Origin of the sequence: Bacillus sp. FF-1 (assembly GCF_028548245.1) — a bacterium.
In the GTDB taxonomy this organism is placed as follows: Bacteria; Bacillota; Bacilli; order Bacillales; family Bacillaceae_G; genus Bacillus_A; species Bacillus_A paranthracis.
Map to the genome: position 1 here is coordinate 1 of NZ_JAQQGG010000005.1, position 22,755 is coordinate 22,755.

At 37.9% G+C, this 22,755-nt stretch carries 26 protein-coding genes; 3 read left to right on the top strand and 23 right to left on the bottom strand.

Going from position 1 to position 22,755, the window contains the following annotated elements; translation table 11 throughout:
• On the top strand, positions 1 to 329 hold a 329-nt coding region (locus PQF83_RS17460), incomplete at its 5' end, for an ATP-dependent Clp protease proteolytic subunit (protein ID WP_191904307.1).
• A 314-nt stretch (positions 330 to 643) separates the two neighbouring features.
• On the opposite strand, the gene PQF83_RS17465 is transcribed toward PQF83_RS17460, so the two are convergent.
• From PQF83_RS17465 to PQF83_RS17575, 23 genes are all read right to left on the bottom strand, one after another.
• A complete protein-coding gene (locus PQF83_RS17465) occupies positions 644 to 892 on the bottom strand; it encodes an HPr family phosphocarrier protein (protein ID WP_000250307.1) in 249 nt (82 codons plus the stop codon).
• 23 nt (positions 893 to 915) lie between these two features.
• Complete coding sequence (gene whiA, locus PQF83_RS17470; protein ID WP_000006561.1) at positions 916 to 1,866, bottom strand: DNA-binding protein WhiA; 951 nt, start codon at positions 1,864 to 1,866, stop codon at positions 916 to 918.
• 89 nt (positions 1,867 to 1,955) lie between these two features.
• The gene (locus PQF83_RS17475) at positions 1,956 to 2,909 is read right to left on the bottom strand and encodes a gluconeogenesis factor YvcK family protein (protein WP_000712175.1); all 954 of its coding nucleotides are present in this window, start codon (positions 2,907 to 2,909) and stop codon (positions 1,956 to 1,958) included.
• A 3-nt stretch (positions 2,910 to 2,912) separates the two neighbouring features.
• The gene (gene rapZ / locus PQF83_RS17480; RefSeq protein WP_000138457.1) at positions 2,913 to 3,794 is read right to left on the bottom strand and encodes an RNase adapter RapZ; all 882 of its coding nucleotides are present in this window, start codon (positions 3,792 to 3,794) and stop codon (positions 2,913 to 2,915) included.
• Positions 3,795 to 3,814: 20 nt separating this feature from the next.
• Positions 3,815 to 4,273 (bottom strand): NUDIX hydrolase, encoded by a 459-nt coding sequence (locus PQF83_RS17485; protein ID WP_001190080.1) that lies wholly within the window; start codon positions 4,271 to 4,273, stop codon positions 3,815 to 3,817.
• Positions 4,274 to 4,503: 230 nt separating this feature from the next.
• Positions 4,504 to 5,310 carry a DUF368 domain-containing protein gene (locus PQF83_RS17490; RefSeq protein WP_000455205.1) on the bottom strand — a complete coding sequence of 269 codons (807 nt, stop codon included), beginning with the start codon at positions 5,308 to 5,310 and terminating at the stop codon, positions 4,504 to 4,506.
• Positions 5,311 to 5,475: 165 nt separating this feature from the next.
• A complete protein-coding gene (trxB, locus tag PQF83_RS17495; protein WP_001288072.1) occupies positions 5,476 to 6,432 on the bottom strand; it encodes a thioredoxin-disulfide reductase in 957 nt (318 codons plus the stop codon).
• 84 nt (positions 6,433 to 6,516) lie between these two features.
• On the bottom strand, positions 6,517 to 8,028 hold the full coding sequence (locus PQF83_RS17500) for a tetratricopeptide repeat protein (RefSeq protein ID WP_000517738.1): 1,512 nt from the start codon (positions 8,026 to 8,028) through the stop codon (positions 6,517 to 6,519).
• A gap of 139 nt (positions 8,029 to 8,167) precedes the next feature.
• Positions 8,168 to 8,680, bottom strand: coding sequence for an acyltransferase (locus PQF83_RS17505; RefSeq protein WP_001255061.1), 513 nt, complete (start codon positions 8,678 to 8,680; stop codon positions 8,168 to 8,170).
• Positions 8,681 to 8,703: 23 nt separating this feature from the next.
• Positions 8,704 to 9,354, bottom strand: a complete 651-nt coding sequence (ppaX, locus tag PQF83_RS17510) for a pyrophosphatase PpaX (RefSeq protein WP_000700956.1) — start codon at positions 9,352 to 9,354, stop codon at positions 8,704 to 8,706.
• A gap of 67 nt (positions 9,355 to 9,421) precedes the next feature.
• Positions 9,422 to 10,234, bottom strand: coding sequence for a prolipoprotein diacylglyceryl transferase (gene lgt / locus PQF83_RS17515; RefSeq protein WP_000924229.1), 813 nt, complete (start codon positions 10,232 to 10,234; stop codon positions 9,422 to 9,424).
• 24 nt (positions 10,235 to 10,258) lie between these two features.
• Complete coding sequence (hprK, locus tag PQF83_RS17520) at positions 10,259 to 11,188, bottom strand: HPr(Ser) kinase/phosphatase (protein WP_001127244.1); 930 nt, start codon at positions 11,186 to 11,188, stop codon at positions 10,259 to 10,261.
• A 156-nt stretch (positions 11,189 to 11,344) separates the two neighbouring features.
• Positions 11,345 to 11,725, bottom strand: coding sequence for a phage holin family protein (locus PQF83_RS17525; protein WP_001267308.1), 381 nt, complete (start codon positions 11,723 to 11,725; stop codon positions 11,345 to 11,347).
• Between the two features lie 115 nt (positions 11,726 to 11,840).
• The gene (locus PQF83_RS17530; RefSeq protein ID WP_000394321.1) at positions 11,841 to 12,197 is read right to left on the bottom strand and encodes a DUF4275 family protein; all 357 of its coding nucleotides are present in this window, start codon (positions 12,195 to 12,197) and stop codon (positions 11,841 to 11,843) included.
• Between the two features lie 58 nt (positions 12,198 to 12,255).
• Complete coding sequence (gene uvrA, locus PQF83_RS17535) at positions 12,256 to 15,132, bottom strand: excinuclease ABC subunit UvrA (RefSeq protein WP_000045591.1); 2,877 nt, start codon at positions 15,130 to 15,132, stop codon at positions 12,256 to 12,258.
• A gap of 5 nt (positions 15,133 to 15,137) precedes the next feature.
• Positions 15,138 to 17,114: an excinuclease ABC subunit B gene (gene uvrB, locus PQF83_RS17540; RefSeq protein WP_000441051.1), complete on the bottom strand. Its 1,977-nt coding sequence runs from the start codon at positions 17,112 to 17,114 to the stop codon at positions 15,138 to 15,140.
• A 275-nt stretch (positions 17,115 to 17,389) separates the two neighbouring features.
• Positions 17,390 to 18,010: a hypothetical protein gene (locus tag PQF83_RS17545; RefSeq protein WP_000062167.1), complete on the bottom strand. Its 621-nt coding sequence runs from the start codon at positions 18,008 to 18,010 to the stop codon at positions 17,390 to 17,392.
• Positions 18,007 to 18,768: a MerR family transcriptional regulator gene (locus PQF83_RS17550; protein ID WP_000260364.1), complete on the bottom strand. Its 762-nt coding sequence runs from the start codon at positions 18,766 to 18,768 to the stop codon at positions 18,007 to 18,009. Before PQF83_RS17550 ends, PQF83_RS17545 begins: the two co-directional genes overlap by 4 nt.
• Before the next feature lie 100 nt (positions 18,769 to 18,868).
• Positions 18,869 to 19,096 carry a hypothetical protein gene (locus PQF83_RS17555; protein ID WP_000524119.1) on the bottom strand — a complete coding sequence of 76 codons (228 nt, stop codon included), beginning with the start codon at positions 19,094 to 19,096 and terminating at the stop codon, positions 18,869 to 18,871.
• 16 nt (positions 19,097 to 19,112) lie between these two features.
• On the bottom strand, positions 19,113 to 19,505 hold the full coding sequence (locus PQF83_RS17560; RefSeq protein ID WP_000043138.1) for a hypothetical protein: 393 nt from the start codon (positions 19,503 to 19,505) through the stop codon (positions 19,113 to 19,115).
• Positions 19,502 to 19,723 (bottom strand): hypothetical protein, encoded by a 222-nt coding sequence (locus PQF83_RS17565; RefSeq protein ID WP_001150193.1) that lies wholly within the window; start codon positions 19,721 to 19,723, stop codon positions 19,502 to 19,504. The genes PQF83_RS17560 and PQF83_RS17565 overlap by 4 nt, the downstream gene beginning before the upstream one ends.
• 12 nt (positions 19,724 to 19,735) lie before the next feature.
• Entirely contained in the window at positions 19,736 to 19,933 is a 198-nt protein-coding gene (locus tag PQF83_RS17570; RefSeq protein ID WP_000538359.1) for a helix-turn-helix transcriptional regulator, read from the bottom strand.
• 334 nt (positions 19,934 to 20,267) lie between these two features.
• Positions 20,268 to 21,290, bottom strand: coding sequence for a YeiH family protein (locus PQF83_RS17575; protein WP_000438462.1), 1,023 nt, complete (start codon positions 21,288 to 21,290; stop codon positions 20,268 to 20,270).
• Positions 21,291 to 21,441: 151 nt separating this feature from the next.
• Here PQF83_RS17575 and PQF83_RS17580 point away from each other — a divergent pair, with 151 nt between their 5' ends.
• On the top strand, positions 21,442 to 22,335 hold the full coding sequence (locus PQF83_RS17580) for a LysR family transcriptional regulator (RefSeq protein ID WP_001100010.1): 894 nt from the start codon (positions 21,442 to 21,444) through the stop codon (positions 22,333 to 22,335).
• Positions 22,336 to 22,386: 51 nt separating this feature from the next.
• Complete coding sequence (locus tag PQF83_RS17585; protein WP_001219197.1) at positions 22,387 to 22,755, top strand: MerR family transcriptional regulator; 369 nt, start codon at positions 22,387 to 22,389, stop codon at positions 22,753 to 22,755.

Below are 22,755 nucleotides of genomic sequence, written 5' to 3' on the forward strand. Positions count from 1 at the left end.
AACCGCAAGTATCAACAATCTGTATCGGTATGGCTGCATCTATGGGTGCATTCTTACTTGCAGCAGGTGAAAAAGGAAAACGTTATGCACTTCCAAACAGTGAAGTAATGATTCACCAACCACTTGGTGGTGCACAAGGTCAAGCGACTGAAATCGAAATCGCTGCTAAACGTATTCTATTCTTACGTGAAAAACTAAACCAAATTCTTGCTGACCGCACAGGTCAACCACTTGAAGTGCTACAACGCGACACAGACCGCGACAACTTCATGACAGCAGAAAAAGCTTTAGAATACGGTTTAATCGATAAGATCTTTACAAATCGTTAATAGATATTTAAAGCGGAAGCGGCTTATTTAGAGTCGCTGGAGCTGGATACATAAAAAAGCGCCTATTACAGGGCGCTTTTTTATAGTTAAATCTCCGCACGAACATACCCCACTCAGTATCCCTCTAAATATATCGGCGATTTTTCAAATATATCGACCGTAACTCCAATTATATCGGCGATTATTTTAATATATCGACGTTTCGACACAACTTATCGACTTACCGACAATCCTCGACAAGAACGCACATCTCACATACCCCCACCAACAAGCCCCAAACAACAAAAAAGCTATCGCACATGCGCGATAGCTTCTTATTGTACATATGCAGCTAATGCCTCTAAAGCCTCTTCTGCATCTGAACCTTCTGTTGTAATTGTTATCATGCTACCAGTTCCAATTGCTAAGCTCATAATCCCCATTATGCTCTTTGCATTTACTGTCTTCCCATCTTTTTCGATGAAAATATCTGCATGAAAGCGATTGGCCTCTTGTACAAACAACGCAGCCGGACGTGCTTGTAAACCGTTTTTTAATGAAACCTGAACTCTTTTTTGAACCACAGCTCCATTTCCCCTTTAACCTCTTATTTTTTTGCTACCGTTTCCCCCGCGCGTAATTTCTCTGCAATATCATCAATTTTACGCAAACGATGATTAATACCCGATTTACTAATTTTCCCCCCGGATACCATCTCACCTAACTCTTTCAATGTTACATCTTGATAATCTCTTCGTAATTGCGCAATTTCTCGTAATTTATCCGGCAATATATCAAGACCAACTGTCTCATCAATATAACGGATATTTTCAATCTGCCTTAGCGCTGCACCAATTGTTTTATTTAAATTAGCTGTTTCGCAGTTCACTAAGCGATTTACAGAATTACGCATATCACGTACGATTCGAATGTCTTCAAATCTTAAAAGTGCATTATGAGCACCTATAATATTTAAAAACTCTGTAATCTTTTCTGCTTCTTTCAAATACGTAATGTACCCTTTTCTTCTTTCCAACGTCTTACTATTTAAATCAAATCCGTTCATCAGTTCACATATAGCATCATTATGTTCCTTATATAACGAAAAGATCTCTAAATGATAAGATGATGTTTCTGGGTTATTTACTGAACCACCTGCTAAAAATGCACCGCGTAAATACGATCGTTTACAACATTTCTTCTCAATTAATTCTTGTGATATATTTCGAATAAATGAAAAGTCGTCTCGAACGATATGAAGATCAGCTAATATTTCGCGTGACTTCTCAACAAGCCTTACGATATATACATTGTTTTTCTTCAATCGCATTTTTTTACGAACAAGTAATTCTACCGTCACGTCATATCCTTTTTTCAAAAGCGTATAAATCCTTCTTGCAATTGCCGCATTTTCCGTTTGAATATCGATTGATAGACGACGATTTGAAAAAGAAAGCGATCCGTTCATGCGAAGTAACGCTGATAATTCTGCTTTCTCACAGCATTCCTTCATCTCCAGATTCGTCAACTCTTTCTTTGTTTCTGATGCAAATGACACAGTCAACACCTCCTTATACGATTATTGTGGAACAAAAATCTTGTCCTATATGAAATGAGGAGCGTTACCTCAAACGAGGCAACGCACATCTACAACAGTGAATATAAAATAGAAGCTAGTTTTAATGTATCGTGTCTTACAACACGGTCATCATACTTCGCTAATTGATCTTGAATCACGTTAATATTATTTTCAGTAAAACGCTCTTCATCTACTACAACTGGCGCTGACATTTCTTCCTCATATAACTGACGTAATTCACAAGGAATATCACGGTTATTTACAATTGCAGTATCGATAAATGGTTCACCTAAATGATCATGTAACGCCTGCACATGATCAAACGCAGTATATCCCATCGTTTCACCAGCTTGCGTCATAACATTACACACATATACCTTCTTCGCTTTTGCAGCAAGAACAGCGTCCCCGATTTTGTTAACAACTAAATTCGGTAATATACTCGTATACAAACTTCCTGGACCGAAAACAAGTAAATCAGCTCGTTTAATCTCAGTCAACGTTTCATGTAACGGCTCTACATCTTCTGGAGTTAAAAAGACACGGTTAATCTTCTTTCCGAAATAAGGAATCTTTGATTCACCTGTTACAATTTCTCCATCTTCTAGTTCCGCATGCAGTACTGCACTTTGATTCGCCGCCGGTAATACACGTCCTCTAACATTTAAAACTTTACTCGTTTCTGTAATAGCATGGAAGAAGTCTCCTGTAATCGAGGTCATACCTGCCAATAATAAATTTCCTAACGCATGACCTTTCAGCCCATCTCCCGTTGTGAAACGATGCTGGAATAAAGCTTCCACCAGTGGTTCTACATCTGATAACGCAACAAGTACGTTACGAATGTCACCTGGGGGTGGAATTTCTAGCTCATCACGTAATCTACCTGAACTGCCACCATCATCAGCGATTGTAACAACTGCTGTAATATCAACCGGATATTGTTTTAATCCTCGTAATAAAACAGAAAGTCCCGTTCCGCCTCCCATGATAACAATTTTAGGTTTTCTCTCTTTTTTCATCCCTTAATGACCCTTTCTCTTCTCCACATCACGATGAGATACATGAACGCTATACTCTGGTTTCAGATGTTTCCCAAGGTATTCTGTAAGCGTAACAGAACGATGCTGTCCACCTGTACATCCAATTGCAATTACAAGTTGACTCTTGCCTTCTCTTTTATAATGAGGCAGCATGAAAGTGATAAGATCAGTCAATTTCTCTAAAAACTTATGCGTCTCATTAAATTTCAGCACATACGATGAAACTTCTTCATCTAGTCCTGTTAATGGCTTCATATGTGGAATGTAATATGGATTTGGTAAAAAACGAACATCAAATACTAAATCTGCATCAATTGGAATACCGTACTTAAATCCAAATGACATAACATTTACACGAAATGCTTGCTCAGTTTCAGTTGAAAATAGGTGAACAATTTTTTCACGTAATTCTTTCGGTTTTAAATCAGATGTATCAAGCACAATATTCGCGCGTGCCTTCATATCTGTTAATAAATTACGCTCTGCTTCGATTCCCTTTAACGGCAGACCAGTTGGTGCAAGTGGATGCGAGCGTCTCGTTTCTTTATAACGAGTTACAAGTGTGCTATCTTTCGCATCTAAGAATAAAATATGAGGAATAATCCATGTACGTTCTGATAAATCATCAAGCGCTTCCCATAAATGTTCGAAAAACTCTCGGCCGCGTAAATCAATACCAAGTGCTACTTTATTCATTTTTCCTTTTGAATCCGCCATAAGCTCAATAAACTTTGGCAATAACATCGGTGGTAAATTATCTACACAGAAATATCCTAAATCTTCAAAACTTTGTAAAGCTACTGTCTTTCCAGCTCCAGACATTCCTGTAATAATTACCATTTTTATATCATTATTCTCTGTCATCGTATCCTCTCCTTGACGGTTTAACTCGGATCTAATCGATATGAAAGCAACTCAAAATCTGGGGTATATACAAATGTACCGTAGATTATGCCATTTCCTTTAATTAAATAATCAATAATGTGATAATCTCCTGGTGCCATTGCTAAATCATCAATTTTATCAAATGTATGCCAACCAATGATGCCTTCTTCGCTCTCTAGTTTGTTTTCTCCTGCAAAATCTGTCGCTAAAAAGGAGAACATCATCCATTCAGAAACAACTTTATCACCTTCTTGGATGACAAAGGTGAAGACCCCCTTTAACGCTGGGTTCTTTAAATAAATACCTGTTTCTTCACGATACTCGCGAACAACGGAATCTCTTACAGTCTCACCACGCTCCATTTTCCCGCCTGGTGCAACCCACCAATTCCGGCGAGGTTTTTGGAGTAAGAGTACTTCATTATCTCTAATTAACACACAGTTTGTCACTCTTTGCATGTTTCTTCACCTCAGCTACTTGCAGCAAATTTCTCACTGCATACTCATTTCATTATACTATCAAAAACAGTTTGCTACAACGAAGGAGCCAGTCCCCCTTTCGCTAAGCACTGCTACTCAACAATTTTAAAAAAGCTTTTTATAACAAGCAATGTAAATGCCTGGACTTTCCGTGAATAGCATGAAAAATCCCCTTAACGACTTTTATCGCCAAGGGGACTCCAGCGCCCTTACTTCTTACCGAAATAAGTAACAATCGCAAATCCTAAAATAAAGGTAATAATTGAACTTATAATTGAAAATCCTCCAGTTGGAATACCAGGGAACACAATTACAATCGAACCGATAACTAGTCCAATAATTGCCGCAAATGTCATACTTTTATATCGATCTAATAAGAAACTAATTCCTTTACTACTTACAACGAACCCTACCATAACGCCAGCACCAATAACTGCAATTAAAGGTAAGTTGAGTGTAGTTAAAGCATTAATTGCTGTCGGATATACACCAATAATTAATAAAATAAACGATCCGCTAATTCCAGGAAGTAACATCGCCATACTAGCCATCCATCCTGCGAAAAATAAACCAATTGCATTTAAAATTGTTAACGTCGTAATTGGATCTGCTGTCTTATCTGGTTTAAAGAAAGCTGTGATGGCAACAAGAATTGCTGCAACGATTAATAAAACAACGTGCTTACCTTTAAACGACGACTTTGCATCAGCTTCTCTCATTAACATCGGTAATATACTAATAATTAAACCGAGGAAGAAAAATTGAGTCGGTTCATAATGATTTGCAAGTAAATATTTAATAACGTGACTTAACGTTAAAAACGCTGCTGCCACACCAGCTGCAAGTGGAATTAAAAATCCTAAATGTTTTTTCCATTCACGACTAAAGAATCCGCTAATTGCCGCAAGCAATTGTTCATAAATCCCTAACACAACAGCGATTGTACCGCCGCTCACACCAGGAATTAAATCACTAACACCCATACAAAATCCACGATATATATTACGCCATTCCATACTGAATAAATTCCTCATTTCTTATAGTGATTTTTTCCGTAAAGTCCAGTATATCAATAAGAAAGCTTATAATCCCAATATTTTTTGACAAAACTTTGACATTTTCACACAAAAAAAGAAGAAAGCTCCTATCGGTAGCTTTCTTCTCAAAAGGTATATTATCCCTTATTTTTCTGATACAGTTTTTAGTTCTTCTAATAATTCTTCTACGTAATGTTGTGCACTTTGTGCTGCAATACTACCATCACCTGTTGCAGTTACAATTTGACGTAGCATTTTTTCACGAACATCACCTGCTGCGAAAATACCAGGAACTTTCGTTTCCATACGCTCGTTTGTTTCAAGGTAACCATTTTCATTTGTAATACCTAGTTCAACAAATGGTTTTGATAGTGGTAACATACCGATGTATACGAATACGCCGTCAGTTTTGACTTCTTTCTCTTCTCCACTGTTTACATCTACAAGTGTTACACTTCCTACTTTACCATTTGCTTCGTTAATTTCTTTTATCGTGTGGTTCCAAATGAAGTCTACTTTTTCGTTTTGGAAAGCACGATCTTGTAAAATTTTCTGTGCGCGAAGCGTGTCACGACGGTGAACGATCGTTACTTTTGATGCGAAGCGTGTTAAGAACACACCCTCTTCAACAGCAGAATCTCCGCCGCCAATAACTACAAGTTCTTTACCTTTAAAGAATGCGCCATCACATACCGCACAATATGATACACCGCGGCCGCCAAGTTCTGTTTCACCTGGTACACCGATTTTTTTATACTCTGCACCACTTGCAACGATAATTGCACGTGCTTTATATTCTTTTTTACCAGCAATAATTGTTTTGTATTCTTTACCATCGATGACTTCTTTCACATCACCGTATGCATATTCAGCACCAAATTTCTTCGCATGCTCGAACATTTTATTTGATAAGTCTGGTCCTAAAATAGACTCATAACCTGGGTAGTTTTCTACATCTTCTGTATTTGCCATTTGCCCGCCTGGAATACCACGCTCAAGCATTAATGTGCTTAAATTCGCACGAGATGTATATACTGCAGCTGTCATACCAGCTGGTCCTGCACCAATAATAATGACATCATAAATTTTTTCTTCTGACACACTATTCACTCCTATCCATTCCTACACAATTAAGTTACCCTCATTATACTGTTCGCATCATTTTTTTCCCAATGATTTGCTTATCTATGTGTGCGTACGCTTAACAGCTTGCACATACTTTCGAACAGTCGCTACAGATACATTATACACATCTCCGAGCTCCGACTGTGTCATCTTATTTCCTTGTTCACTGCGTACGATATATTCAACCGCAGCTGACCAGCCGTATACATTTGTAAAAACTGCCCCAGATGTATATAAACGTATGAACGTACAAAACCAAAATTGTAAACACTCTTCGATTAATTCATCATCTTTTTTCGTATAATTGTATAAAGCATCCGCGATTCGCGCGCACTGTTCAAATTGCTGTAAATCAGCTGGAATACTCTTATGGCTATTCAGTAAAAAGAAATACTTTGCAAGTTGCGATACGATTGGAACACCATTCTTCGCCTGCGTTACATCAAAGAAGAATCCAACCTTCTCCGGCGTTGATAATTCATTCATTAAATATAAAGCTAGCATTTGTTCCTCTAGCGTCGCACTTTGCTGGAATGATTTTCGTAATTCTTCAAATAACACATTTTGTCCTTCATCCGCTAAATTCAATGCATTCCACGGTTCTTTTCCCTTTTTATCAGGGTGCAATTCTACAACATGTTGCCACATTTTTTCAGCTACTTGCTGATCTTTCACCATATACGCAGAATATGCAAACCAATAATAGAAACTAACGTCTCCTTCGTATCCTTGACGCTTTAATAATTTGAACCATTTATATGCAGGCTCGAAATGACCAATTGTTGCAAGTGTCGTCCCAAGTTTCAAACGATGTTCAAACGAAATCGGATATACCGAAACTAACTGAGCAGCTAACACCTCTACTTGTTTATGCTCTCCAATTGAATATAGAAAAATAAGTGTATTACAAAGCGCATGTATATTACCAGGATTTTTCTCTAAAATCATTTCCGTTAATTTCAGTGCCTTATCTACATTACCAGATTGAAAATGCGCAATGGCTAAATTATTATGCCCTGACCAAAATTCCGGATAGTCTTTCGTAACAATTTCTAATGTAGCAATTGCTTCTTCCAATTGTCCATTACGAATATAACGATTGGCTTCTTCCTGCATAACAATTAAATCATCTTCATCCTCAATCTCTTCCGCACCCATCGCTTCTTCTTCCATAATTTCAAGTAATTCTAATGTATCTTCAACAAATTCCTTCTCTTCTGCAACTTCTAAATAGCGATCCGCATACTTCTTCGCCTGCTGAAATAGACCCATATACGCATAATTATTTGCAATAAAATAATAACATTGTTCAAGTTCTGGATTAGATCTAACAAGCTTAAAGAAGGTTTGATTCGACTCTTGATATTCACCAGCCTCAGATAATACTGTTGCTAATTGACATAAAATAAACGGCTCCTTCTCGCTTTGTGCCGCTCTTCGAAAATATTTAATTGCATCTTGCAATTTTTGTCCTTTGTAAGCCCTCATCCCTTTTTTATAAAAGAAGTCCGCTAATTGATTAAAAGAGATAACTTGTCCGTTCTCCTTATATATTCTTTGATTTTTCCCCATATATCCTCCAGTTTTTTGTTTTCTTCGTTCACACATTCTTCTATCTATAAGTATAAACGATTCCGTAAAAAACAAAACAGTATATTATACTCAATTATTTCCTTTTTATTCATTAAAAAAGAAGAGAAATGTTACATTTCTAGTATGAACCTTCTCTAGCCTCCATTTGCTCTTTCGTATAAATAACACGCATTGGATTCCCACCCACGAAAGCACCGCCTGGCACATCTTTATGAATAAGTGTGCCAGCTGAAACAATCGCGCCATCCCCAATTTTCACACCTGGTAATATAGTCGTATTTGCCCCGATCATCACTTCGTTTCCAATAACGATCTCTCCAAGTCGATATTCGCGAATTAAATATTCGTGCGCTAAAAGCGTCGTGTTATAGCCAATAATCGAATTATCTCCCACAGTTATCTTTTCCGGGAACATAATATCCGGCATTACCATGAGCGCAAACGATGTTTTCTTTCCTACTTTCATCCGCAAAAATGTGCGGTACAACCAATTTTTTACAGATAAAAATGGCGTGTAACGTGCAATTTGGATAATAATAAAATTCTTCATTACCTTCCAAAAAGACACTGTCTTATACACATTCCATAATGAATTTTCTCCTGAAACAGGATAGCGCGTTGTCCGTCGCACTTCACTCGCTCCTCTACTTATCTTTACGAACGATTCATGTCGGACAAAATCGGCAATAAATCACTCATTTTATCTAGCATAAAGTCTGGCTTGTAAGCCTCTAAATACGCTCTACCTTTCAATGTCCATGAAACCGCAGCTGTTTTCGTACCCGCATTTTGTCCGCCAACAATATCATGATGATTATCCCCAACCATCAATGCTTCTTCCGGTTTCGCATCTAATAACTGAAGCGCTTTTTGAAGTGGCTCTGGATGTGGTTTCACATGCTCGACATCATCAATTGTCACAACAACATCAAAAAACTCATCAAGCTTCGATAACTTTAATCCCATCTCAACAGTTTGTCGTGCTTTCGTTGTAACAATACCAACCTTATAGCCTTGTTTCTTCAACTCTTGAACTGTTTCATATACAGTTTCATATTCTTCTACTAATTCATCATGATGATCATGATTAAATTGACGATAACTCGTAATTAACTCTTCAACCTTGCTTTCATCAATCTTACTGAACGTATCATGCAAAGACGGACCGATAAATGGTAATACATCTTCACGCTTATATTGATTTGGATAATATGTATGTAAAGTATGTAAAAAAGAAGAAATAATAAGTTCATTTGTATTAATTAACGTTCCATCTAAATCAAATAACACTGTATTTATTTTCATTGCCTTAGTCCTTTCTCTTTCCTGAATATGAAAGAAGCAGCATCTTATAATAAGATGCTACTTTTCTCTAATTTTCTAAATATCTTTTATCAGCTTGCCCCATTTTTCGTCTCACAATAATGAAAATAATAGAAATAACAACAAGTCCAATTGACATTACTTGTGCAATACGAAGTGGCCCTAGCATTAAACTATCTGTACGTAACCCTTCTACGAAGAAGCGTCCTACTGAATACCAAATTAAATATGTGAAGAATAATTCCCCGCGGCGTAAATTCACTTTTCTTAATGCAAGTAATAAAATGACACCTGCAAAATTCCATAATGATTCATATAAAAACGTCGGGTGATAGTAAACACCATCAATATACATTTGATTAATAATGAAATCCGGTAAATGAAGGCCTTCTAAAAACTGTCTTGTTACTTCATCACCATGTGCCTCTTGGTTCATAAAGTTTCCCCATCGGCCAATTGCTTGTCCTAGTAAAATACTTGGTGCAGCAATATCTGCCAACTTCCAGAATGAAACCCCGCGGTGTTTCGCAAAAAGAATCCCTGTAATAACAGCCCCGATTAAACCACCATGAATCGCCAAGCCACCTTGACGAATATTAATAATTTGACTCGGGTTTTGCGCGTAATATTCCCATTCAAAAATAACATAGTACATTCTCGCAAATAGAATAGCGATCGGTACTGCAATTAATACAAGGTCAACAAATGTATCTTTTGGAATACCTAGCCTTTCTCCTTCGCGAGTTGCTAGCCAAAGACCTAATAGCACACCTGTACCGATAATAATCCCGTACCAATAAACAGGAAACGGTCCAAGTTGGATAGCTACGCGGTCAAGCTGTGGTACAGAACCTAACAGCATATGTATGACCTCCCTCTCCAATGTTTACTCCTGATTTCCTAACTCAATCGCACTCATTAATCGTTCTGAGAACTGCTGTGCTGCATTGACTCCCATACGTTTTAAACGGAAGTTCATCGCTGCCACTTCAATAATAACAGCTAAGTTTCGACCAGGACGAACTGGAAGTGTAATCTTCGTAAGTTCTGTATCAATAATCTTCATCTTCTCTTCATCAAGACCTAAGCGATCATAATTTTTCTTTTGATCCCAAATTTCAAGATTAATAACAAGTGTAATACGCTTATAATTTCGCACTGCTCCTGCACCGAATAACGTCATAACGTTAATAATGCCTAGACCACGAATTTCTAATAAATGCTCAATTAAATCTGGTGAGCTTCCGACTAACATGTCTTCATCTTCTTGGCGAATTTCTACACTATCATCCGCAACAAGGCGATGACCACGTTTTACAAGCTCAAGAGCTGTCTCACTTTTACCGACACCACTTTGTCCTGTAATTAAAACACCAACGCCGTAAATATCTACTAACACACCATGAACAGCTGTTGTTGGTGCTAACTTACCTTCTAAATAATTTGTTAAACGACTTGATAATCTCGTTGTCGTTTGAGAAGAGCGTAATAAAGGCATGCCTGATTCACGTGATGCTTGCAGCAACTCATCTGGTACATCTTGATTACGAGTTACAATAATACATGGCGTCTCCTCAGTACAAAGCGCTTTCATTCTCTCTTGTTTTTGATCTGACGTTAACGTGTCAAAGAACGTCAGCTCCGTCTTCCCAAGAAGCTGCACGCGATCAGCTGGATAATATGTAAAAAATCCTGCCATTTCAATTCCAGGTCGTGATAAATCACTTGTATCAATCGGACGATGAATTCCTTCTTCACCACTTATTAACTCCAATTGAAATTGTTCAATTAAATCTTTTGTCCTTACTTTCGGCATATGTATAAACCTCCACTCCGCTGCGGGTTCAGTCTCATTTGATGTAAAATTCCATTCTATCGGATATTGTACCATTTTTTTCTGGAAACAAGAAATACGGTTTCTAATAAATAGAAAAAAACATTTCATACATATCATGAAATGTTTTTCTTTTTGTCATTTTCTCTTTTTTTCATATAAAGGTTCCACAATTGCCTTTTCAATAATCATATTAAAAATTGAAATACAAATTGCCGCAACGATCGCTACACCGAAACCCGATATATTAAATGCGTCTCCTAATAATGAATCTGCTATTTTTAACGTAATCGCATTAATAACAATTAAGAAGAAACCGAAAGTTACAACAGTAATTGGTAGCGTAATTAAAATTAAAAACGGTTTTACGAACACATTTAAAACAGCCAAAATAATACTCGCAATAATTGCAGTTTGTATATTTGCTACGTAAAACGCGTCTGGTGCAATCCCTTTTAAAAGTCCCGATACAGCGATTAACACAACGCTATTTACAAGAAGTGATACAATCCATCTCATTTTCTTACACATCCTTTTAAACATATATCTTTCATCATACGCTAATAGACAATAAACGCAAGTATGATACGGACACTTATATCAACTTATTCTACTCTTCATGCTTGTATACCTACTAGCACTTCTTTGCGAAATAAGGCCCACACCATCTATGTTCATGCGTTTTTACAAAAGTCCAAGTGAACTCTCTATCTACAATGTAAATATCGCCTTTATACATATCATCCATACTTAATAAACTTGCATCTTTTATTAGTAGTACATCATCACAGTGTTGATAGAAGATGTAGCACTCCTTTTTCCCTTCATTATGAAACGTGTTTTCCGCTTCTTTACCCTCTAAACACTTCTTTTTCTCATCACTTACATGATTTTCAAAGTTATCCTCCCAGCGCTTGCGAAAACATACACCCCAACTTTGAAACTCTCTCACCTTCATATTTTTCTTTCTTAAAACATCTATAAACTCCATGTTCTCCCCCTATGAACGAAAAACCGAGTGTCATTGCCACTCGGTTTTTCATAATACCTTATTGTGATAGTTCTACTTCTTTTATCTTCTCTTTCATTCTTGCTTTATCACGATTTAAAATCTCTTTTAAATACTTACCCGTATACGAACGCTCTTCTTTCACTACTTGCTCTGGAGTTCCGGAAGCAACGATTTGTCCACCTTTGTCTCCGCCCTCTGGTCCAAGGTCAACGATATAATCTGCTGTTTTAATTACATCTAAATTATGTTCAATTACAAGTACCGTCTCACCGCTCTCAACAAGACGTTGCAGCACTTCTAGAAGACGCGCGATATCATGCGCATGTAAACCAGTCGTTGGCTCGTCTAAAATGTATAGTGTACGCCCTGTAGAACGACGGTGTAATTCAGAAGCTAATTTCACACGCTGTGCTTCACCACCAGATAACGTCGTAGCTGGTTGCCCTAATTTCATATAACCAAGTCCAACATCTACAAGCGTTTGAAGTTTACGCTTAATTTTTGGGATGTTAGCGAAGAACTCTACCCCATCTTCAATTGTCATTCCTAATACTTCAGAAATGTTCTTATCTTTATATTTCACTTCTAACGTTTCACGGTTGTAACGTTTACCATGACAAACTTCACACGGCACGTATACATCTGGTAAGAAGTGCATTTCGATTTTAATAATTCCATCACCACGGCACGCTTCACAACGTCCACCTTTTACATTAAAGCTGAAACGTCCTTTTTGATATCCACGCACTTTCGCTTCATTCGTTTGGGCAAACACATCACGAATATCATCGAATACACCTGTATAAGTCGCAGGGTTAGAACGCGGTGTACGACCGATTGGCGATTGATCAATATCGATTACTTTATCTAAATGCTCAAGACCTTTAATCTCTTTATGAGTACCTGGCTTCGCTTTCGCTTTATATAACTTTTGCGCTAACGATTTATATAATACTTCATTAATCATCGTACTTTTACCAGAACCAGATACACCCGTTACCGCTACAAACGTACCAAGCGGGAATGACATTTTCGCGTTCTTTAAATTATTCTCTTTTGCACCGACGATTTCCACTTTTCGTCCGTCACCTTTACGTCTTTCAAGTGGAACTGGAATAAACTCTTTACCGCTTAAATACTTACCGGTTAGCGAATTCTCGTCTTGCATCACTTCAGCTGGTGTACCTGCTGATACGACTTGTCCACCGTGAATACCTGCGCCAGGCCCGATATCAAGTAAATAATCAGCTGCCATCATCGTATCTTCATCATGCTCAACAACAATTAACGTATTACCTAAATCACGCATTTCTTGCAATGTACGAATAAGACGATCGTTATCGCGCTGATGCAAACCGATAGAAGGCTCATCAAGAATGTAAAGTACGCCAGTAAGACGAGAACCAATTTGCGTTGCTAAACGAATACGTTGCGCCTCACCACCTGATAAAGTTCCTGCGGCACGACTTAACGTTAAATAATCTAAACCGACGTTCACTAAGAACCCAACGCGCTCCTGAATTTCTCTTAAAATTAAATGAGCAATTTTTTGTTGTTTCTCTGTTAGCTCCACACTTGAGAAGAATTCCTGTACTTCTTGAACAGAATATTTCGTTACATCAGCAATCGTTTTTCCGCCAACGAAAACAGCTAAACTCTCAGGCTTTAAACGTCCACCTTTACACTTCGGACAAGCTTGCTCTGCCATATACTTTTCCATTTGCTCACGAACGTAATCCGAACTCGTTTCACGATAACGACGTTCAATATTTGGAATAACACCTTCAAATAAAATCTCATTTTCCTTTACTTGACCAAATTCATTCACATAACGGAAATAAACTTTCTCTTCTCCGCTTCCGTACAACACTTTATCAAACAAATCTTTCGGTATATCTTTCACAGGCACATCCATATCAACGCCGTAATGATTACATACAGATTGTAAAAGTTGTGGGTAATATTGTGAACTTGTCGGCTCCCAAGGCGCAATCGCATGTTCATTTAATGATAAATCCCAGTTCGGAATAACAAGTTCTAAATCTACCTCTAACTTTGAACCAAGCCCATCACAAGAAGGACATGCCCCGAAAGGACTATTGAATGAGAACATACGCGGTTCTAATTCTCCAATTGAAAAACCACAATGCGGACAAGCATGATGTTCACTAAATAGAAGTTCCTCTTCTCCCATAACATCGATTAACACTCGTCCCCCGCCAAGCTTTAATGCACTTTCAAGAGAATCTGCAAGACGGCTTGCGATCCCTTCTTTTACAACAATACGGTCTATTACAACTTCAATGGAATGCTTCTTATTTTTATCTAACGCAATATCTTCAGACACATCAAGCATTTTACCATCAACACGTACACGAACATATCCTTGCTTCTTAATATCTTCAAGCACTTTCACATGTGCACCTTTACGACCAGAAACGATAGGAGCTAGCACTTGTAATTTCGTACGTTCAGGATATTCAAGTACACGGTCTACCATCTGCTCTACTGTTTGTGACGTAATTTCAATGCCATGATTCGGACAAATTGGCGTACCAATTCGCGCAAATAATAAACGTAAATAATCATAAATCTCCGTTACCGTTCCAACAGTTGAACGCGGATTACGACTCGTCGTTTTTTGATCAATTGAAATTGCTGGTGACAATCCTTCAATCGTATCTACATCCGGTTTATCCATTTGCCCTAAAAACTGGCGTGCATACGCAGATAACGATTCTACGTATCTGCGCTGCCCTTCTGCATAAATCGTATCAAATGCTAATGATGATTTCCCCGAACCAGACAATCCCGTTACAACGACAAGCTGATTTCTCGGAATGGTTACATCAATATTTTTTAAGTTATGTGCTCTAGCACCTTTTACAACGATAAAATCCTTGCTCTTACTCACTCTTTTCACCCTTCCGCTTTTAATTCTAATAGTAAATCTCTTAATTCAGCTGCACGCTCGAAGTCTAACGCTTTTGCTGCTTCTTTCATTTCTGCTTCCATCTTCGCAATTGTCTTTTCACGCTCTTTTTTCGTCATCTTCTTAGCTGGCGTTGCTTCATATGTTTCTGTCTCTTCAGCAGCTGTCGTTGCACGTATCACATCACGCACACCTTTTTGAATCGTTTTCGGCGTAATACCATGCTCTTTATTGTAAGCTTCTTGTATAGTGCGACGACGCTTCGTTTCTTCAATCGCAATTCCCATCGATCTCGTTATACGATCTGCGTACATAATAACGCGGCCGTTTTCATTACGTGCTGCACGGCCAATTGTTTGAATTAATGAACGTTCTGAACGTAAGAATCCTTCCTTATCAGCATCTAAAATCGCTACAAGGGATACTTCTGGAATATCTAATCCTTCTCGCAATAAGTTAATACCAACGAGAACATCAAACTTACCAAGGCGAAGATCTCGTATAATTTCAATACGTTCTAACGTTTTCACTTCAGAATGCAGGTAATTCACCTTAATTCCTACATCTTTTAAGTAGTCTGTTAAATCCTCTGACATCTTCTTCGTTAAAGTCGTAATTAATACACGTTCATTTTTTGCAATGCGATCTTGAATTTCTCCTAATAAATCGTCAATTTGCCCTTCAATTGGTCGTATATCAATTGGCGGATCTAAAAGCCCTGTTGGACGAATAATTTGTTCTATTACTTCTGGCGACTGCTCTAATTCATACGGTCCTGGCGTTGCTGAAACGTAAATAACTTGATTCGTTTTCTCTTCAAACTCATCAAAAGTGAGCGGTCTATTATCTAAAGCTGATGGCAGACGGAATCCATGATCCACAAGTACTTGCTTACGCGCTTGGTCCCCGTTATACATCGCTCTTACTTGCGGCACTGATACGTGCGACTCATCCATAACAATTAAGAAATCTTCCGGGAAATAGTCTAATAACGTATACGGCGTTGCCCCCGCTGGACGAAGTGTTAAATGACGGGAATAGTTTTCAATACCTGAACAAAAGCCCATCTCACGCATCATTTCTAAATCATAACGTGTACGCTGCTCTATACGCTGCGCTTCTAACAACTTGCCGTTATCATTTAATTCCTTTAAACGCTCTTCTAGTTCTTTTTCGATATTTTCAATAGCGACCTTCATCTTTTCTTCACGTGTAACGAAGTGAGATGCTGGGAAGATTGCTACATGATCACGTTCTGCTAATACTTCCCCCGTTAAAGCATTTACTTCGCGAATACGATCAATTTCATCGCCAAAAAACTCAATTCGAATACAATGCTCGTCAAGTGATGCCGGGAAGATTTCAACTACATCTCCGCGCACACGGAATGTACCACGCTTGAAATCAATATCATTACGACCATACTGCACATCAACAAGTTCACGAAGCAATTGATTGCGATCCTTTTCCATACCAACTCGAAGTGAAACAACTAACTCGCGGTATTCTTCTGGAGAACCTAAACCATATATACACGAAACACTCGCAACGATAATTACATCATCCCGTTCAAATAATGCAGACGTTGCCGAGTGACGCAATTTATCAATTTCATCATTAATCTGTGCGTCTTTTTCAATAAACGTATCTGTTTGCGGCACATACGCTTCTGGTTGATAATAATCGTAATAACTAACAAAATATTCAACTGCATTATTCGGGAAAAAGTCTTTCAACTCACTATATAACTGTCCTGCTAACGTTTTATTGTGAGCCATGACAAGTGTTGGCTTTTGCACTTCTTTAATGACATTTGAAATCGTAAATGTCTTACCCGTTCCTGTCGCTCCAAGCAACACTTGCTTTTTCTTTCCACTATTAATTCCCTCTACAAGCTTCTCTATAGCTACCGGCTGATCACCTTGTGGGGAATACGCTGAGACAATTTCAAATTGACGTTCCAAGAAAATCCGACCTCCTCATAAAAATCTGTATTATTATTTTACCACGAATGCCCATAAAAAACCTAAAAAAACGAACAGATATTCGGTAAAGTTTTCGACAATATATATAGAAAAAGGAAGGAGAGTACACTTCCTTCCTTATCAAATCTTCTTCCGCATGAACAAACAGTAAGCACCACACTGATTAAGATTCCACTTCATTTAAAATCCGCTCTTTTTCCTACTGTCATCCTCTCCTATACAAACTATCGGTATACTAAAAAAGCTACTTTCCTCTAAGAAAGTAGCTTCTCTTTCCCCTTCTCCTTCTTCGGAAAAAGAACATATGAAAATGAAATAACTGTATCCACTAAAAGTATAATCGCCCAAACTTGGCTAACCCGACTCGCTGCTTTATTTAAAACAATTCCCGTTTCTAACCAATTACGCCATTGTTCAACCGGGGCAAGACCGTACAGAAAGAAAAAGAAAATATGCACAACAACAAACAAACTAAGGTGCAATACCCAATTTTTCATTTCCTGCTTCGCATAAGCCATACCTGTTAATTCTACCTGTTCTTCTATAATAGGCGCCGGCTCATTCCGCCATTTCGCAACTAATTTTTGCGCAAATATATCAAGCTTCTTCAAATCCTTTTTCCCGTAGAAGACTGCATACAATAAAATGATTACAGTAATGATTTGAAAGTTAGAAAACTTTCCTGTTTGATAATAGTCCACTACCCCTAAAGTTAAAATAAACACTTCATTTACGAGTAGCACAATTCCCATAATAAAACTCGCCTTTTTCAAACGAAATCCGTAACGGAGTAAAAAGAAACCGATAGCCGCTAACCAAAATACAATTTCTGCCCCAATTAGAAAATACCAACGATATTCTGCGAGCATACTCATTTAGCCTTCTCCTTTTCATCATAGATACGAAAAGCTTCATCCATATATAGTAAAAGTTCTTCTTCAATCGGATACAGGCTCATTTTCTGTGAATCTTCCTTCGATTTTCTAACTTCCCATAACTTATCTAAAAACGCTTCATCACCATTAGCCATTTCTAAACATTTCTGCATTAATTTCTTCGTTGCCCCTTGTACCTCATCACTAGCTACTTCTTTACCGTCTTTCATAAAAGTACGGAATTGCTTTAATAAATCTACCCATTCTAAAACATTCGGATCTTCCTTACTCATGTTTGGTAAATTATGAAGCAATTTTTGTTCTTCCTTTGAAAATACTTCATTTTGAAATATTTCACGTATACGAGAAGACTGCTTCGAAAGCTGAATCAGTTCAAACATAACTTTCCAATCGAGTTCTCCTTCCACATCTACCGAATAAACAACTGCTTGTAAAACACTCTCCATTCGATTAAATTTCTTTTGTTCTTCTTGTACAAACCGAAGTTGTTTTTCAAGCGAATTTTTTAAATCTAGCTCACCTTTTACTAACATATTCGCAGTTTCTTTTAATGAAAATCCCATTTCCTTTAAAAACAAAATTTGTTGCAAACGAATAACGTCCGCTTCACTATATAACCGATGTCCACCCTCTGTTTTACCACTCGGCTTTAATAAATCTATTTGATCATAATAACGTAATGTACGTACCGTAACCCCTGTTTCTCTCGTCAATTGTTGAATTGAAATCACTACCATCACCTCTTCTCCTTCATTATAAAAGATGACGTTACGTAACTTTCAAGTGTTTTGTAAAAAAAATACAAAAGGCTGTTTATACGCTTCGTATAAACAGCCTTTACGGAAATAACCCCTTTTGCACAGCACGACCACAAAATAAAATAAGTGCCCCAACAACAACACTCGTTGCTGTTTTATGATAATGAGCTGAAACTAATAAATAATACGATAAACCTACAGTACCAAGCATAATACAAATACTCGGCACTGGATTATGAGAAAAGTTCTGCATTCCCCAAAACAAAGCAAAAATAGCCGTAGCGACACATAATACCGGTAATCCCATCCCAGTTCCCCTTTTTCTATCTATTCCTTGTTGCTAACACGCTCGTCGATGCCATACTTATTAATAGACCAAAAATAGCAATATATAATAACTCATTTACATGTACTACTGGCCTGTCTAAATACTTATTTACACAAAGATACATAATGAACAAGAAAACGAAGCTTGTCATACTAATCGTAAAATATGACTTCATCTTATTCACAACTCGCTCATCAATCGACGGTATTCCCTCTTCTTTCAAACGCTTCTGTTCTCTATATTCCGCAATGCCATATAAAATGACTAACGCTACATTTGATATGAAGATTGTTCCCCATGAAATATTTAAAATCATTAAGCTCACATTTAGCACAAGCCCCGCTAAAAATAAACTTCCTATGAACCGTATAACCTCTTGCTTACTCATACACGATTAACCTCTTTACTATTTCTATATCTCCACTTCGGCCAATAGTTCACAAAGGAATAAACAAACTGCCCTAGTACAAATAACACAAACGGCATACCAGCACTTCCGTAAACAATTAAATTGTACAAACTCCATATGGCTAAACTAATCGCTAAAAACAACCCTAAATATTTAAACGCTTTATCTGACTGAAATCTCTCAAACTCATCCTGCATTTTTCTCTCCCCTTACTCTAGCGTAAAGATTTCCTCCACCTTCACTCCAAAATATTTGGCAATTTTTAAGGATAACTCTAGACTCGGGTTGTAATGATGGTTTTCAATCGCCACGATTGTCTGCCGCGTCACCTGCATCGCCTTTGCCATTTCAACTTGCGTTATATGATGTTGCTTTCTTAATTCTTTAATTTTATTTTTTACACCCATAGGCTCCACCTTCAAAAGTAAAGATATCTTTACTTAAATTATAAATATTTTCCAGTTATAAGTAAAGATATCTTTACAAATTTTAGAAAAATATTTCACTGAACATCTTTTCTAACAAAGTACAGAGGGAATTAAATTTATATCAGCGATTTCCTAAATATATCAGCGCAACTGAAATTATATCGGCGATTCCCCAAATATATCAGCGCAACTCCATTTATATCGGCGATTTTTTCAATATATCGACTTACCGACAAATACCGACATCCGTAGCACTATAAACATAAGAAAGAAGCTGTCCCAAAATATCTTTTGGAACAGCTTCTTCTTCCTACTACATAAATCCTAACGCATATACAAGAACATATCCAAGCACCGATAAGCAAACCGAGCCAATTAGCCCTGCCACGAATGCTTTGCTTCCTAACTTCCGGAACGTTTTAAACTCTACATTTAAGCCAAGCCCCGCCATCGCCATTGCGATAAGCATATAAGCGATGACTACAATATATCCCGCAACAACTTCTGGAATCACGCTAAGAGAATGCACCGCACTCATCGCTAAAAATCCGAAAATGAACCACGGAATTGGAAGGTCGCGCCATGATCTTTTTTCCTTGCTTCCCTCACTCTTACCAAACCATAATCCAATTAAAATCGCTACTGGTACAAGCATTGCAACGCGCGTTAACTTCACGATAACTGCGATGTCTACAGCCGTACTTCCTCCTGGCGCCGCAGCTGCTATGACATGAGCGATTTCATGCAGCGTCGCACCCGAGAATACACCGTAGCCGTACGGAGAAAAGCCAAGCACTGGATATAATAACGTATAAATAAGCGTAAATATCGTACCTAAAATAGCAATGATTGCAGCCCCAACTGCCGTTTCATCATCTTTTGCTTTCACTTGCGGCGCAATTGCCACGACCGCTGCCGCGCCACAAATCGCTGTTCCGCATGCTGTTAAAATTCCAAGCTTCTTCTCTACTTTAAATACTTTCGTTAGTCCGTATACAACGAAAATCGTAAATGTAATAACAACCGCTGCGATGACCAATACTTTCGGTCCCGCCTTCGCAATATCAACAAGATTTAATCGCATTCCAAGTAAGATGATCCCAAAGCGCAGCAACTTCTTACTCGCAAAGTTCGTCCCCGCAATCGCATCATGAGGAACTCCAATTGTCGCACGCCAAACCATCCCAATTAGAATAGCAATTACTAATTGTCCCATAATATTTAAAAATGGAAGCTCCGCTAAATATTTCGCCACAATTGCGATTAATAGTGTAATCCCAATCCCTTGCGAAAATCCAAAACGCTTCTTCTTTTGTATAACAAGTGTCTGTTCCACTTTGAACCACTCCAATAATCATATTGGAACATGCATGTTCTTTCTACTTACATTATAAGAGAGTTTCTATAATAAGTTTAATACCAATACCAAATCTCTATCATCAGAAATACTTATGATAAGATGATAGAAAAAGAAAGGAGCCGATTATATGAACGTAGATATTTTAAAAATTTTTGTTACTGTCGTTGAGCAGAAACATTTCTCCCGTGCAGCAGAATTATTAAACCTTTCACAGCCTGGCGTAAGTATGCACATTCGCAACTTAGAAAACGAATTTGGAACTACACTCATTCAGCGATCCCCGAAGCACGTTCAAGTGACCGAGGCCGGAAACATATTATATATACACGCAAAGCAAATGCTCTCTCTTTATGAAGATGCCAAACAAGAAATTAATGAACTACATAACGTTGTAACAGGAACGCTTCGCATCGGTGCTAGTTTTACAATTGGCGAATACTTACTTCCAAAAATACTCGCTAATTATGCCAATGAAAATCCACGCGTCGAAGTTCATACCCTTATTTCAAATACAGAAGACGTTTTGCAAAGCCTTCGCTCTAATCAAATTGATATCGGCTTAGTAGAAGGTCAAGTTGTATACGCCGACGTTGACGTTGAAACGTTTATGCAAGATGAAATGAAACTCGTCGTCCCGCCAAACCATCCACTACTCCGCACAAATGAAATAAATGAAAGGACACTCCAAGATCAAGTATGGGTATTAAGAGAAAGTGGTTCTGGTACACGTGCTTATAGTGACCGTTTTATTCATCAACACCATTTAAAACTAAAGCGTTCCTTTACATTCAGCAGTATTCAAAGCGTGAAGGAAGCGGTGAGTGCTGGGCTTGGCATCGCTATCCTTTCTGATTGGACTGTACGGAAAGAGCTACTGGCAAAAGAACTATTCCACGTCGAAGTTCCAGATGAACAACTCATCCGTCCATTCTCCATCGTGCGCGGCAAATATTTTATTCCGTCTAAAGCTATTCAAGTGTTTTTAAATCATGTAAATTCTTTTGCGAAAAAACAGCATTGACCTTCACATTAGTGTGAAGGTTTACAATACATGTAGAAGGAGTGAAACGCATTGCGAATCGGGGAGTTATCAAAAGAAACTGGCGTTAGCGAAAGATCACTAAGACATTACGAAGAAAAGGGATTACTTCCTTCGAAGCGCCTCGCAAATGGCTATCGTGATTTTGACGAAAGTGCCATCGAAAAAGTGGAGCTTATTCAAATGTACTTACAAATTGGCTTGAATTTAGAAGAGACGGCAAGGATGCTGCGCTGCCTTGAAATTGAACCGCACTTATACGACAATCCGTGCAGCAGCATCCTTACGCTTTATGAAGATAAACTTAATGAAGTAACAAAGCAAATCTCATTGCTTTCCCATATTCAAACGAATTTGCAAAAACACGTTTCACTCCTAAAAAAAGAAAAAGAAAAGGAATGA

What these genes read in the sequence shown, in the direction of transcription:
- PQF83_RS17475 (WP_000712175.1), bottom strand. Translation starts at nt 2,909, where the DNA reads ATGAAAAAAGAGAGAAAACCTAAAATTGTTATCATGGGAGGCGGAACG.
- rapZ (WP_000138457.1), bottom strand. Translation starts at nt 3,794, where the DNA reads ATGACAGAGAATAATGATATAAAAATGGTAATTATTACAGGAATGTCT.
- PQF83_RS17485 (WP_001190080.1), bottom strand. Translation starts at nt 4,273, where the DNA reads ATGCAAAGAGTGACAAACTGTGTGTTAATTAGAGATAATGAAGTACTC.
- PQF83_RS17490 (WP_000455205.1), bottom strand. Translation starts at nt 5,310, where the DNA reads ATGGAATGGCGTAATATATATCGTGGATTTTGTATGGGTGTTAGTGAT.
- PQF83_RS17500 (WP_000517738.1), bottom strand. Translation starts at nt 8,028, where the DNA reads ATGGGGAAAAATCAAAGAATATATAAGGAGAACGGACAAGTTATCTCT.
- ppaX (WP_000700956.1), bottom strand. Translation starts at nt 9,354, where the DNA reads ATGAAAATAAATACAGTGTTATTTGATTTAGATGGAACGTTAATTAAT.
- lgt (WP_000924229.1), bottom strand. Translation starts at nt 10,234, where the DNA reads ATGCTGTTAGGTTCTGTACCACAGCTTGACCGCGTAGCTATCCAACTT.
- hprK (WP_001127244.1), bottom strand. Translation starts at nt 11,188, where the DNA reads ATGCCGAAAGTAAGGACAAAAGATTTAATTGAACAATTTCAATTGGAG.
- PQF83_RS17525 (WP_001267308.1), bottom strand. Translation starts at nt 11,725, where the DNA reads ATGAGATGGATTGTATCACTTCTTGTAAATAGCGTTGTGTTAATCGCT.
- PQF83_RS17530 (WP_000394321.1), bottom strand. Translation starts at nt 12,197, where the DNA reads ATGGAGTTTATAGATGTTTTAAGAAAGAAAAATATGAAGGTGAGAGAG.
- PQF83_RS17545 (WP_000062167.1), bottom strand. Translation starts at nt 18,010, where the DNA reads ATGAGTATGCTCGCAGAATATCGTTGGTATTTTCTAATTGGGGCAGAA.
- PQF83_RS17550 (WP_000260364.1), bottom strand. Translation starts at nt 18,768, where the DNA reads ATGGTAGTGATTTCAATTCAACAATTGACGAGAGAAACAGGGGTTACG.
- PQF83_RS17555 (WP_000524119.1), bottom strand. Translation starts at nt 19,096, where the DNA reads ATGGGATTACCGGTATTATGTGTCGCTACGGCTATTTTTGCTTTGTTT.
- PQF83_RS17560 (WP_000043138.1), bottom strand. Translation starts at nt 19,505, where the DNA reads ATGAGTAAGCAAGAGGTTATACGGTTCATAGGAAGTTTATTTTTAGCG.
- PQF83_RS17565 (WP_001150193.1), bottom strand. Translation starts at nt 19,723, where the DNA reads ATGCAGGATGAGTTTGAGAGATTTCAGTCAGATAAAGCGTTTAAATAT.
- PQF83_RS17570 (WP_000538359.1), bottom strand. Translation starts at nt 19,933, where the DNA reads ATGGGTGTAAAAAATAAAATTAAAGAATTAAGAAAGCAACATCATATA.
- PQF83_RS17580 (WP_001100010.1), top strand. Translation starts at nt 21,442, where the DNA reads ATGAACGTAGATATTTTAAAAATTTTTGTTACTGTCGTTGAGCAGAAA.